Source organism: Arthrobacter cryoconiti (assembly GCF_020905375.1).
GTDB lineage: Bacteria > Actinomycetota > Actinomycetes > Actinomycetales > Micrococcaceae > Specibacter > Specibacter cryoconiti.
In genome coordinates, this window is sequence record NZ_JAJJBU010000014.1 from 131,814 (window position 1) to 144,360 (window position 12,547).

Below are 12,547 nucleotides of genomic sequence, written 5' to 3' on the forward strand. Positions count from 1 at the left end.
TTATTCACACTGGTGCTTCGGAGCCGAACTATAGATGGATTGGAAATGGCGGGCCCCATCGGGGCCCGCCATTGTTGGTAATGCGGATGGATCTAGAAGATCGCGTATTTAGATAGCTTGGACCAAAATCGGAGTGGTCGTGGGCGAGGCGGATCCACCAAGGGGCTCTACGGTGATACCAATGTGCGTAGCCCCGTCGATGGCGCCTTGGAGCGTCTGCACGCTGTTGCCGGAGGGTGTCTCCGTCATCAGCCCGGCAGGTACTGCACCGTTGGCGGAAATGAACCACAGCTCATATGATTTGCCGCTGGGTGCCGCAGGCATGTCCTTGACCATGATGGAAGCCTTATTGGCTTGTGCCGACGCCGCTATGGTCACCACGGCGTGATCGCCGACGGTAGTCGTGGCGATTTTGGCGTCAGGGGCACCCATAATGGCCAGTAGCTCATTTTGAGCAGATTGCTCGGCAACCGAATTTTGTGCAGTATTCTCTTGGCCCGCGGAGTGGCCCATGGCCCATCCACCAACGCCGACCCCGGCAAGAACAGCTAGGCTGGCCGCAACGCTAAGTGCTGGGAACCATTTGCTGTGCTGTTGCCTGCTCCGTGTGGACGCTCGAGAGCTTCTGGCGGAGGAAATATCATGCACTGTTGCTGTTGCTGTTGCTGGTGCAGTTGCAGGCAGCTGAGGTGTCTTAGCGATGGTGGCCATGATATTTGCTTTCATGGCGGCCGGTGGCTTTACAGCCGGAGCCCCAAAAGCGAGCAACGCGGCGGTCTCGCTCAGACTCCGCACTTCCTCTTGGACTTGAGGGTCGCTGTGGAGCAGGCTCTCAAAAAGTTCTCGTTCGGAGTCTGTGAGGGCGTCCAGGGCATATGCGCCGGTCAGCGAATGCATTTGTTCTTCCATCACGACACTCCTAACCTGTCTCTAAGCTTAATCATTCCATCTCGTATGCGGGTTTTTACGGTCCCAACGGGAATCTTGAGGATTTCCGCGACTTCCTGGTGCGTATAGCCGCCGTAGTAAGCCAACCGGATCGCTTCTTGTTGGTTGCTACTAAGGGTTATCAGTGCTTCATTGACCCTCTGAGCCTCCATGGCGGTCTCAACCGACTGGGCAACGTCGTCGTAGCTTTCTTTGTACTCCTTGATACCTTCGCGCAGATCCCGGTCAGTGCTAGCTTGACTTGCTCTGACCCGATCAACTGCCCTGCGGTGCGCCATCATCAGAATCCAGGACATTGCCTTTCCTCTGTCGGCATCAAATCGAGCCGCCTGTGTCCAGATGTCCACAAAGATCTCTTGTGTCACTTCTTGACTTTGGGATGGGTCGCGTAGAACTTTGAGTACTAGACCATATACTCTCGCTGCCACAGAATCGTAGAGTTGCTCGAAGGCCGCCTCGTCGCCTTGGGCGACGAGGCGGATCAACTCTTCGTGAGTGGACTGAGTCAGTGAATCCACTGACTTTGACCAATGTAATTGCATGGTGTCCACTGTGCCACGTTCATCACCGAAGTGACATATTCAAGCTGCCGTGACTCGCCGGGAAAGAGTATTACTTCTTAGCCGGGGGCGTCAGGACCGTGTCGATGAGGTAAACGGTAGCGTTAGCCGTCTTGACCCCGCCACAGATGACCTTGGCGCCGTCAACCATGAGGTTGTCGCCACTTCCGGTGACGTTGACCATGCCACCTTGAGCAGTTGCATGTTCACCGACAACCTGGCTTGGGGAAAGCTCACCGGGGACTACGTGGTAGGTGAGGATGTTGGTCAACGCTGCTGAGTCAGTCTTCAAGCCGTCGATTGTGGCGGCAGGAATCTTCGCAAAAGCGTCATCCACAGGTGCGAAGACCGTGAACTTTCCGGAGTTAAGGGTGTCTACCAGATTTACATCCGGGTTCAACTTACCCGAGACCGCGGCCGTTAGGGTCTTCAGAAGCGGGTTGTTGGAAGCGGCGGTCGTTACCGGATCAGCGGCCATACCGGCTACCGAGCCTGCGCCACTGGGAACTGCTGCTGCATAAGCGGCACAGCCGGGTCCAACCAGGCCGCCATCTGCTGCCGCTGCACTTGCAGGAGCCGAAGATGACATCGGCGCACTGGGCATTGCCGAATCTGAAGAGGAAGAGGTGGTGGTGCCGCCACTGCAGGCGGTCAAGCTCATGGCTGCGATTGCAAGGATGCCAAAGCCAAGGCTGAGGTTCTTACGGGTGCCAAGCTTCTTGGTGGTGTTCATGATGATTCTCCGTACCTTGAAAGCGGATCTTTCCACTTGCTTTCCTTTACCGCGGCTTCATCTCTGCAGTGCGGTGCGGGCTGTCAGAGAGTACTTCGGAGTCTGAGAGATCTTGGATTGGAAACTAACAAAAATTCTTTTGAAGGGACCCGATAAGCTGGTCCGGTGACTTACGAAGACAGCGGACAAGCGCCCCTAATATACCTAGATCTAGAGCAGGACGTGGCCCTACTAACGGCAGCGCTGATAGATATTTCCAGTGTCTCTGGGAATGAAAGTGCCCTTGCCGACGCAATAGAGGCCGCTCTCCGCACGCTGGATCACCTGCACGTAACCAGGAACGGGAACGCGATCGTGGCCGCGACCAGGCAGGGTCGCGCCGAGCGGATTATCCTTGCTGGCCATTTGGACACGGTGCCGCTGCCAAGCACGCCAGGATCTCGCGGGACCGTCCCCAGCTCGTGGGATTCGGATGTGCTTTACGGGCGCGGAGCGACGGATATGAAAGGTGGCGTAGCCGTCCAGCTGGCGATCGCAGCCACAGTACCCGCGCCGAGCAAAGATATTACGTTCGTTTTTTACGACAACGAAGAAGTGGCCGCGGAAAAGAGCGGACTGGGCCGACTCGTTCGGGAAAACCGAGAATTGCTGGAGGCAGACTTCGGCATACTTCTCGAACCCACTAATGGCACTGTGGAAGGTGGCTGTAACGGCACCATCCGCTTCCAAGCACACACTCGAGGCCTTGCCGCACACTCGGCGCGTGCGTGGATGGGCGAGAACGCCATCCACGCCGCTGCTCCCATCCTGGCCCGACTGGCCGCCTACCAGCCAGCTACTGTGTCCGTTGACGGGCTGGACTACAGGGAGTCAATGAACGCAGTGAAGATTCATGGGGGAACGGCAGGGAATGTAATTCCCGATGCCTGCATGGTGGAGATAAACTACCGCTTCGCTCCGGACAAGACCCCCGCACAAGCGGAAGCCGTGGTGCGCGAGCTCCTTGCTGGCTTTGACCTGGAATGTACCGATTCCTCAGCGGGTGCCCGTCCTGGGCTTGATGCCCCTGCGCCAGCGTCGTTCGTTGCTGCTGTAGGGCGCGAACCGCTACCCAAATACGGCTGGACAGACGTGGCCCGGCTGAGCGAGATGGGAATCCCAGCTGTCAATTTTGGGCCAGGAGACGCCTTGCTAGCTCACAGTGACAACGAGCATGTGGCAGCGCAGGACGTCCGCGATTGTCTGGCTGCTTTGGTGCGCTGGTTGTCGTAGGGCGAGGCAGGGTCCGCATTTTTCCATCCGGCTATAAAACGCGTCGGCCGCTGACGGCCTTAGACGTCTGCCTAATAGGCCGGACTACAAAAAACGCAGACCCTGCTTCCTCCCGAGTACGTTAGCCAGCCATACCCACCTTGGTCTTGACGATCTTGACACGGCTGGACATCTTAGACTCGACCAGCTTGGCGATCCCGGAGAGGATCAGGCATAGTCCGACGTAAATCACTGCCGTGACCATGAGCGCCGGCACCACGGGGAAGCCGTACTTGCCCTGGGAACCGAGGAAATTCGCGTAGTACAGGACTTCGTTGTAGGTGATCAAGAAACCCAACGCGGTGTCCTTCAAGATGACCACCAGTTGCGCGATGATCACGGGCAACATGGAACGGACCGCCTGGGGCAATAGAATCGTGCGCAGCACTTGGCCATGAGAGAGGCCGATGGCCAGCCCGGCCTCACGCTGACCTTTAGGCAGGGATTCAATACCTGTCCGGAATACTTCGGCGAGGACAGAGCCGTTGTACAGGATCAAACCGATTGCCACGGCGATGAACGGGGTGATGCCTTTCACACCAGCGGAGGGCAGTCCGTAGTACATGATCATCATCAAAATAAGCACGGGCACAGCGCGGAAAACTTCCGTAAACCAGTAGCTTGGGACCCTAGCCCATTTCGACTCCGACAGCCGGCCAAAGGCGAGCACAATTCCCAGGACCAAACTGCCGACGGCCGCTACGGCGAACGCGCTCAAGGTGGCCCCGATGGCTTCCACGATTTTTTGTTGGACGCGGGGGAATGTGAAAATTTCCCAAATTTTGGCGGTGAACTGGCCAGACTCGTAGAACCTAAAGAGGATGAACGCGATGATGCCGACTACCACCACAGCCGTGAGTACATTCAAATAAACGTTGCGTGTGCGGGCTTTGGGGCCGGGAACGTCAAAAAGTACCGAACTCATCGCGCCACCTTCCACTTCTTCTCGAGATAGCGTTGGAGGGGGGTCAAGATGCCCAGCACCAGGACCACAAAAATCAAGGCAACCCACAGCAGACCCGGCAGCAGCGGCTCGCCGCGCTCACTGAGGGTGGCGCGGATGGCGCCAGCCTCAGCAACAGAGAAGCCAGCCGCGACGGTTGTGTTTTTCAACAAAGCGATGAAGACACTAAAGAGCGGTGGAACCACAGAACGGAACGCCTGTGGCAACACGATTAATGTCAGCGTCTGCATGAATGGCAGTCCAATGGCACGGGCGGCCTCGGATTGGCCTACGGAAACAGTATTGATGCCGGAGCGGATGGCCTCAGAAACATAGGTTGCCGTGTACAGGGAGAGACCAATGATTGCGGCTGTCATAAAATCAATGTAAGGCAGTCCCAGCCGGGGGTACCCCAGGGCAAAGAAGGCCAGGATCAGGGTCAAAGGCGTATTACGCACAGCGTTGACGTAGAACGTTCCTGCCGCCCGCATAGCTGGGGCCGGAGAGACTCTCATGCCGGCAACAATCGTGCCAAGAATCAGCGCGAAGAACGCGGAAATGACAAACAAGACCAATGTGGTCTTAAATCCGTTAAGGAACAGCTCGCTGTTGTCAGTAAGTACATTCACAGGGCAGTGTCGCTTTCAGTGAAATGAAGGGGACGAAGCCGTGTTGTTACGCCGGCCGAAGCCGACGCAACAACACCGCAAAGGGGTTCTTAGTACTGGTCGACCTTAGGCTGTTCAACCTTCGTGCCGGACTTGCCCAGCGTGGAATCGTAGATCTTGGTCCACGTGGCGCCACCATCGGTAAGCGTCTTGTTCAAGAACGTACGCAGGGCGGTGTCACCCAAGGCAAGACCGATTCCGTACTTTTCAACGGTGAACGGTTCCCCAACAACCTTCAGCTTTTCGGGTTGCTGGGAAGCGAAGCCAAGCAGGATGGCCTGGTCGGTGGTGACTGCATCAACGGTGCCACTCTTGAGCGCATCAACGCACTTGGAGTAGATGTCGAATTCGGTGGTCTTCACACCCGGGAAGTTCTCTTTGATGTTCTGGATGGGAGTTGAACCGGTAGCGGAGCAAACGTTCTTGCCTACCAGGTCCTTCTCGCTCTTGATATCGGTGTTGTCCTTGGCTACCAGCAAGCCCTGGCCGGTGATGAAATACGGGCCGGCAAAATCGACAATCTTCTTGCGCTTGTCGGTGATGGAGTACGTGCCCACATAGAGGTCAACGTCGCCATTGGCCAGCGCTGACTCACGGTTTGCTGACGGGATCGCCTTGAACTCAATCTTGTCCTTGGCTACGCCTAGCGAGGCCGCCATCCAGGTAGCAATCTCGATGTCAAAACCGCTGCGTTCGCCGGTGGCAGCGTCCAGGTTACCCAGACCGGGCTGGTCTTCCTTCACGCCAATCCGGATGGCGCCAGCAGACTTGATTTTGTCAAAGGTGGGGCTGCCCGTCAGGGAAACATCCTTGGCAACCTCAAATGCGGGAGCGTTGGCGCCATCAGAGGATCCTGCTCCGGCGGTGCCACCGCCGCCACAAGCGGTCAGAGCGAGTGCGGCTGCAGCCACAACAGCCGCAACATTGAGGCTCTTTCGGCTAAAAAAATTCTTCATGGGATTCCTTTCATAAACGACCCAGTTGGGCCGCAGGTGCGATATGCGTTTTGCGTGATGATGCGCAAAGAGTAAGCGGATGCTATCCGTTGGTAAGAATTTTGGACAAGAAGTCCTTGGCCCTGGCACTCTGGGGGTTGGTGAAGAACTCAGTAGGAGTTGCTTCTTCCACGATCTGTCCGTCGGCCATGAAGACGACCCTGTCAGCGGCCTTGCGGGCAAAGCCCATCTCGTGGGTGACAACCACCATGGTCATACCCTCTTTGGCAAGCTCGACCATGACGTCTAGAACCTCATTGATCATTTCCGGGTCCAGCGCGCTGGTGGGCTCATCAAAGAGCATGACCTTAGGTTTCATGGCCAGCGCACGGGCAATCGCCACACGCTGCTGCTGTCCGCCGGAGAGTTGAGCCGGCAATTTTGCCGCTTGCTTGCCCACACCGACGCGTTCCAACAGCGCAAGTGCTGTTTTCTCGGCGTCGGCCTTGGAAACGCCTTTGACCTTGATGGGGCCAAGCGTCACGTTTTCAAGGATGGTCTTATGCGCAAATAGGTTAAACGACTGAAAAACCATGCCGACGTCGGCGCGCAGTGTGGCCAGGTCCCGCCCCTCTTTGGGCAGTTCCTTGCCTTCAATTGTGATGGAGCCGTCGTCGATGGTCTCGAGTCGGTTGATCGCGCGGCAGAGAGTCGATTTCCCCGAGCCGGAGGGCCCGATCACCACCACCACCTCGCCCTTGGCGACCTGCAGATTAATGTCCTGCAGAACATGGAGCGCGCCGTAGTGCTTGTTGACGTGCTTTAGTTCCACAAGCACAGTTGCCTGTTCGGGATTAGTCATGAAGCGAATCTACCTAATAAATCGTAGGACGGTAAATGATTTTCAGGTTTCGGCACCGATTGTAATTGGAACGATACCTGTAAGGCCCGTGATGACGCTCTCACGTACTCTTGGTTCCATGAATGCACCTACCGGTTCAACCAGCTCATCTCGTCGCAGGAAGCCGCTCCTTGGCGGTTGGAGAAAAGGGCCTGCAGGTTCCACAGCAGACTCCCGGCTCCTCGATACGGAGCCGAGCAGCGACTTCACCCACACTGATCCGTGGCGCGTGATGCGGATCCAAAGCGAATTTGTTCAAGGTTTTGACGCGCTGGCGGAAATTGGTCCTGCCATCAGCGTCTTCGGCTCTGCCCGCACCAAACCTGGGAGCCGCCATTACGAGACGGGGGTGGAGGTAGGCAGGCTACTCGTGGAGGCCGGCGTGGCTGTCATCACGGGAGGCGGACCCGGCTCCATGGAGGCTGCCAACCGTGGAGCTTCCGAGGCCGGGGGATTATCCATTGGTTTGGGGATCGAGCTGCCCTTTGAACAAGGAATGAACCAATGGGTGGGCAGAGGCGTTGATTTTAGATACTTCTTCGCCCGCAAGACGATGTTTGTGAAATACGCGCAAGGATTTGTGGTGCTGCCCGGCGGGCTTGGAACACTCGATGAACTCTTTGAAGCCATGGTATTAGTGCAGACCAGCAAGGTCACACAGTTCCCGATCGTGCTGGTGGATAGCATTTTCTGGTCACCGCTATTGGCTTGGATTAAAGACGTCATGGTGGTTGAGGGCCTGGTGTCGCCGGGGGATGTGGACATTCTCCAGCTGGCCGACACGGCTGAAGAAGCCGTGGCACTGGTTATGGCGGGCGGCGCTGGCAAGAGGGTGGCGGCCAGCTGAGCGCAGAATGTTTGGTGTGTGCAGCGCCTTGGACGGATGATCTGGCACCATTGAGCTGTGAGTTACTTCTTGATTTTCCTGGCAATTGTGCTGGCAGCCCTCGCGGCGCTCTACGTGGTGGGTCTCAAACGCTCACAGAGTGAGCACGCGATCCTTACGGATGCCCTGGCTGAACCTGTCGCTGCCCTGCCCGGCGTGTTGTTTCCTGACACTCCGGTCCCGGACGACGTGGATAGGGTGCGCTTTTCTCTTGGTTTGCGCGGATACCGGATGGATCAAGTGGATGAGGTCTTGGACCGGCTCCGTGATGAACTGGCCGCGAAGGATGAGCGGATTGCTGAGCTGGAGTCCGGTTTCGCGGTGCCAGTGCCTGAGCATACGCCAGCGGATACAGTCGAGCAGACGGCAGAGGACTGAGCATGGAAAACGTTGTCGTGTGTGCCGACGGTTTGGCTCGCTGCGCATGGGGAGGAATTGAAACTGACGAGCAATACCAGCGCTACCACGACCAAGAGTGGGGTGTTGGTGCCACGAGTGATCGGGAACTGTTTGAACGGCTAAGCCTTGAGGCGTTCCAGTCCGGCTTGAGTTGGCTGACGATTCTGCGCAAGCGTGAGGCATTCCGTGACGCCTTTTCCAACTTTGAGCCAGAAGCCGTGGCGCACTTTGATAAGGCTGACTATGAGCGGCTCATGGCCGACGCCAAAATTGTGCGTAATCGATTGAAGATCAATGCCACGATCAATAACGCCAGGGCACTACTTGCCCTGCCAGAGGGCGTCACCTTGGCTTCACTGATTCACTGCCATACGCCGCTGACCTTGCGCCCGGCAGATGCCCCGGTGCCGGGATCGACTCCGGAGTCCGCCGCTTTGGCTAAAGACTTGAAGAAAAACGGTTTCTCCTTCGTGGGCCCCACCACGGCATACGCGATGATGCAGGCGATTGGCGTAGTGAATGACCACCAACGCCACTGTTGGGTACGCACGCGGACATCCACGGCTTCGAGTGGGCCCTCCCGGCCGACATCCGCCGCTACCGCGTGAACGTCACACACCCTGCCCCGAAGGGGGCCGCGCCAACGCTCAACGACAAGCTCTACGGGTTGGTGCGCGCTGCCGTGGCACCCTTGCGACGTGCACCATGGTGGGTGAAAGTGACCCTGTTGTATTTGGCGGCTCGGCTGGTCTCCTTCGCCATTCTGTCAGGAGCCGCGTGGCACGCCGAGGCATCACCGTGGGGCGGGCGCCAACCGGGGTACCTGACGTTCATCGACAGGTGGGATGCCGGCTGGTACGAACGTATTTTTGACGGTGGGTATCCGAGCTCAATTCCTCGCAACGCGGATGGGGCGGCTGCGCCGAACCAGTGGGCGTTCTACCCCTTGTTTCCGGCGCTGGTGCGCTGTTTACACCTTGCCACGGGCCTGTCCTGGGACGTAGCGGCGCCCCTGAGCGCAGGCCTCGCTGGACTTGCTGCAGCCTTGATGATCTACAAACTATTCAGGGGCTTTGCCACACCAGACACGGCATTGTGGGGCGTGGCATTCTTTGCCACTTTCCCCATCTCTCCCATCCTGCAGGTGGGATACGCGGAATCACTGAGTACGTTTTTGCTCGCGGCAGCACTGTTTGCACTGATGCGACGCAAGTATTGGAGCGCAGTGCCGGTAGTGGTGTTGCTGTGCCTTACCCGGCCAATCGGGGTCCCTTTCGCGGCCGTCGTCGGCGTCCATTTGATGATGCGTTGGTGGCAACGCCGAACTAAGCCTTTTTTGGTGAGGGAAGCGGTGGCTGGAATGTCTTTGCTGGCCGTGAGCACCATCATGGCGTTTGCCTGGGTGGTCGTGGCCGCTGTTGTGACAGGCGATAGTAGCGCCTACACCGATACGGAGCTGGCCTGGCGTGGGGGTCCATTGGTGCTGTTCATTCCCTGGATTACGATGGGCGTCTATCTGGTAGGCCCATTCTGGGGGCCAGTGGTACCAGTGCTGCTGGTGGTGTTCGCGGGGCTGTTTTTGAATTCGCACAGTGTGCGGCGGTTGGGCCCGGAGCTCCGCGTGTGGTGTGCCATGTACCTGCTGTATTTGCTGGCCGTTCTGCAACCACAGTCCAGTACTTTCAGAATGCTGCTACCACTCTTTCCCTTAGCGCTGGCCGCGGCTTTTATATCCAAGAGCCGTGCGTACCGCTGGAGCGTGATTGTCATGTTCACGTTGTTACAAATTGTGTGGGTCGTGTGGCTCTGGCAGTATGTTGCGATCACCACCGGCATGGCCTGGCCGCCCTAACACAGCGCCACGTGCGGATCCATCGATCGCACCTCGATTAGCACCCGGTGCCTGAAGTACGGAATAATGGAGTGTGAGGAAAACAACACGAACTAATTGGCGGGGACAGCCCGACAATCATATTGGTTCGTACTACGTAAAGGGGAAGTCCTGATGGCGGCCATGAAACCCAGAACCGGAGACGGTCCAATGGAAGTGACCAAGGAAGGGCGAAGCCTGATCTTGCGGCTGCCTCTTGAAGGCGGCGGACGGCTCGTAGTGGAAATGAATGTAGCTGAAGCCACCAGCCTCAAAGAGTGCCTGGTGGGCGTGACGGAATAGCTTTCCTAGCAAGCTAGATGTATCAACGGCGGGAGAAACACCAAGGGGTGTTTCTCCCGCCGTCGTGTATTCCCGTGTGACTGGAGCGTCATTTGCTCCCGCGTGATTCTGGAGGCCGTTAGGCCCTAGCGCTTTACGGCCAGCAAGAGTCCGTCGCCAGTGGGCAGCATTGCCGAAAACAGGTCCTCGTTCTCCCGGATCATCTTCCCCACCTCTCGCAGCACCACGGTGCTGGCGTCGCGGATGGCAGGGTCTGAAACCCTGTCCTTATCCAGCGCATCATTGATGATCAGCAACCCGCCGGACTTCAATAACCGCACGGCTTGCAGAACGTAATCGGGGAAACTGGGCTTGTCAGCGTCAATGAAGACCAGATCATAGGCAGCGTCAGTGAGACGGGGCAGAACATCTTGACCGCGGCCTGAGATTGTCCGGGTGCGGTTGGCGGGGGAACCCGATTCTAGGAACGCCTCCCGGGCAGCCTTGAGATGGTCGACGTCGGGATCAATGGTGGTCAGTACGGCCTTTGGCCCCAGCCCGCGCAGCAAGGCCACGCCAGAGACGCCCGCCCCAGTGCCCACCTCAACGGCGGTTTGTGCCTTGGAGGCAGCGGCAAGTACTGTCAAGGTGGCTGCGACGCCCTGGCTGACGGGGAACAAGCCCAATTCATGCGATCGCTCGCGGGCGCGGCGAAGAACATCGTTTTCCGCAGGCTGAGCCTCTGCATAGGACCAGCTGGTGGACTTGTCGGCGCTCATGAATGGGGTTCCTCAACTGTTGCAATGATTTCCTCTAGCCTACTGCCTGTGCATTAGGCTGATTCTTCCTTTTCCCTCAGCAAAAGGTCAGCTTTCTTTGGCATACTAATGGCACACGCAGTACACAGATAGAGGTGCAGCTTTGAGTTCCTACACCAGCTCCGCAGCCCCGACACAGGGCACCGGGATGGAGACCGAGTGGGTCACGCCGTCTTGGGATGAAGTTGTCACCAACCACTCTGCCAAGGTCCTCCGACTTGCTTACCGGCTCACCGGTAACAAGTACGACGCCGAGGACCTCACCCAGGAAGTGTTTGTCCGCGCCTTCCGTGCCCTCGAGAACTTCAAACCGGGCACACTTGACGGTTGGCTGCACCGCATCACTACCAACTTATTTCTGGATCAGGCACGACGCAAACAGCGGATTCGTTTTGATCCCCTAGCTGACGATGCCGAGTCACGGCTTGCTGGTGCGGACCCCGGCCCGGAGCGGGTTTTTGAGTTCAACAACCTCGACGCTGGGATCGCCGCAGCATTGGAGGCGTTGCCGCCGGACTTTCGCGCCGCCGTCGTACTCTGTGACATGGAGGGTCTCTCTTATGACGAGGTGGCCCACGCCCTAAATATTAAGTTGGGCACTGTCAGATCCAGAATTCACCGAGGGCGTGCCATGTTACGTGAGTCGTTGGCAGACTTGGCGCCCGCGCCGCGCAAGGTTACCAAGACTGCCAAAAAGCCTCGGCTGTCATTGCCTCGAATTGTTGGCGCCCGCTGATACCGGTAGCATTCGATTTATCCAGCGGGTGCATGTCCGCGGCTAACACCAGGCGGGTGCCCCGTCGAATCGTTGCTTTGAAGGTTGAGAGGGTAATCTTCCTAACGTGTTTGGTATCAATACCCCCGAGCTGATCGTCATTGTCATCGTGGCAGTTTTGGTGATCGGGCCTAAGCGACTCCCCGGTTACGTGGAGAAACTAAAGAACCTGATTCGAGAGGTTCGCAGGATGGCTTCCGGTGCGCGGGAAACTATTAAAGAAGAAGCCGGGCTGGACCTCGATGACATCGACTGGAAGAAACTTGATCCGCGCCAGTACGATCCCCGGCGCATCATTCGTGAGGCCCTTCTCGATGACGATGACGTCAGCGCGCTGAATTCGTTGAAGACTGCGCCCAGTGCGGCGATCGCGAGCATGCTGGGCAAGGGTGAGACCTCGAATGAGCCGGTGCCGACTCCAGTGGAACAGCCAATCGAACGCCTCGTTGAAGGTCAGCGTGCACCTTTTGACGTTGAGGCCACCTGACCCCAGGAACGCTCGGTTAGAACCGGGGGGC

General features: G+C 57.7%; 16 protein-coding genes. 8 read left to right on the forward strand and 8 right to left on the reverse strand.

What is annotated here, in order from left to right:
* Positions 1-108: 108 nt before the first annotated feature.
* From LOH53_RS08085 to LOH53_RS08095, 3 genes are all read right to left on the reverse strand, one after another.
* Positions 109-909 carry an anti-sigma factor gene (locus LOH53_RS08085; RefSeq protein WP_230067227.1) on the reverse strand — a complete coding sequence of 267 codons (801 nt, stop codon included), beginning with the start codon at positions 907-909 and terminating at the stop codon, positions 109-111.
* On the reverse strand, positions 909-1,490 hold the full coding sequence (gene sigK / locus LOH53_RS08090; RefSeq protein ID WP_230067228.1) for an ECF RNA polymerase sigma factor SigK: 582 nt from the start codon (positions 1,488-1,490) through the stop codon (positions 909-911). The genes LOH53_RS08085 and sigK overlap by 1 nt, the downstream gene beginning before the upstream one ends.
* Before the next feature lie 70 nt (positions 1,491-1,560).
* Complete coding sequence (locus LOH53_RS08095; RefSeq protein ID WP_376991565.1) at positions 1,561-2,241, reverse strand: fasciclin domain-containing protein; 681 nt, start codon at positions 2,239-2,241, stop codon at positions 1,561-1,563.
* A gap of 165 nt (positions 2,242-2,406) precedes the next feature.
* Between LOH53_RS08095 and dapE the strand changes: the two genes are divergently transcribed.
* Entirely contained in the window at positions 2,407-3,513 is a 1,107-nt protein-coding gene (gene dapE / locus LOH53_RS08100; protein WP_230067229.1) for a succinyl-diaminopimelate desuccinylase, read from the forward strand.
* Positions 3,514-3,634: 121 nt separating this feature from the next.
* Here dapE and LOH53_RS08105 read toward each other — a convergent pair whose 3' ends face one another.
* The 4 genes from LOH53_RS08105 to LOH53_RS08120 all read right to left on the reverse strand — a co-directional run bounded on the left by LOH53_RS08105 (position 3,635) and on the right by LOH53_RS08120 (position 6,960).
* A complete protein-coding gene (locus tag LOH53_RS08105) occupies positions 3,635-4,477 on the reverse strand; it encodes an amino acid ABC transporter permease (RefSeq protein WP_230067230.1) in 843 nt (280 codons plus the stop codon).
* Positions 4,474-5,124, reverse strand: coding sequence for an amino acid ABC transporter permease (locus LOH53_RS08110; protein WP_230067231.1), 651 nt, complete (start codon positions 5,122-5,124; stop codon positions 4,474-4,476). Before LOH53_RS08110 ends, LOH53_RS08105 begins: the two co-directional genes overlap by 4 nt.
* Positions 5,125-5,213: 89 nt before the next feature.
* Positions 5,214-6,119 carry a glutamate ABC transporter substrate-binding protein gene (locus tag LOH53_RS08115; protein ID WP_230067232.1) on the reverse strand — a complete coding sequence of 302 codons (906 nt, stop codon included), beginning with the start codon at positions 6,117-6,119 and terminating at the stop codon, positions 5,214-5,216.
* Between the two features lie 82 nt (positions 6,120-6,201).
* Positions 6,202-6,960, reverse strand: coding sequence for an amino acid ABC transporter ATP-binding protein (locus LOH53_RS08120; protein ID WP_230067233.1), 759 nt, complete (start codon positions 6,958-6,960; stop codon positions 6,202-6,204).
* A 118-nt stretch (positions 6,961-7,078) separates the two neighbouring features.
* Between LOH53_RS08120 and LOH53_RS08125 the strand changes: the two genes are divergently transcribed.
* The 5 genes from LOH53_RS08125 to LOH53_RS08145 all read left to right on the forward strand — a co-directional run bounded on the left by LOH53_RS08125 (position 7,079) and on the right by LOH53_RS08145 (position 10,457).
* Positions 7,079-7,846, forward strand: coding sequence for an LOG family protein (locus tag LOH53_RS08125; RefSeq protein ID WP_230067234.1), 768 nt, complete (start codon positions 7,079-7,081; stop codon positions 7,844-7,846).
* A gap of 57 nt (positions 7,847-7,903) precedes the next feature.
* Complete coding sequence (locus LOH53_RS08130) at positions 7,904-8,263, forward strand: DivIVA domain-containing protein (RefSeq protein WP_230067235.1); 360 nt, start codon at positions 7,904-7,906, stop codon at positions 8,261-8,263.
* A 2-nt stretch (positions 8,264-8,265) separates the two neighbouring features.
* A complete protein-coding gene (locus LOH53_RS08135; RefSeq protein WP_230067236.1) occupies positions 8,266-8,892 on the forward strand; it encodes a DNA-3-methyladenine glycosylase I in 627 nt (208 codons plus the stop codon).
* Positions 8,823-10,136: a hypothetical protein gene (locus LOH53_RS08140; protein ID WP_230067237.1), complete on the forward strand. Its 1,314-nt coding sequence runs from the start codon at positions 8,823-8,825 to the stop codon at positions 10,134-10,136. Before LOH53_RS08135 ends, LOH53_RS08140 begins: the two co-directional genes overlap by 70 nt.
* Positions 10,137-10,289: 153 nt before the next feature.
* A complete protein-coding gene (locus LOH53_RS08145; protein ID WP_230067238.1) occupies positions 10,290-10,457 on the forward strand; it encodes a DUF3117 domain-containing protein in 168 nt (55 codons plus the stop codon).
* A gap of 125 nt (positions 10,458-10,582) precedes the next feature.
* Here LOH53_RS08145 and LOH53_RS08150 read toward each other — a convergent pair whose 3' ends face one another.
* Positions 10,583-11,215: an O-methyltransferase gene (locus LOH53_RS08150; protein ID WP_230067239.1), complete on the reverse strand. Its 633-nt coding sequence runs from the start codon at positions 11,213-11,215 to the stop codon at positions 10,583-10,585.
* 187 nt (positions 11,216-11,402) lie between these two features.
* Between LOH53_RS08150 and sigE the strand changes: the two genes are divergently transcribed.
* Both sigE and LOH53_RS08160 read left to right on the forward strand, forming a co-directional pair.
* Entirely contained in the window at positions 11,403-11,990 is a 588-nt protein-coding gene (gene sigE / locus LOH53_RS08155) for an RNA polymerase sigma factor SigE (RefSeq protein ID WP_230067312.1), read from the forward strand.
* Positions 11,991-12,096: 106 nt separating this feature from the next.
* Entirely contained in the window at positions 12,097-12,516 is a 420-nt protein-coding gene (locus LOH53_RS08160) for a twin-arginine translocase TatA/TatE family subunit (protein WP_230067240.1), read from the forward strand.
* Positions 12,517-12,547: the final 31 nt, after the last annotated feature.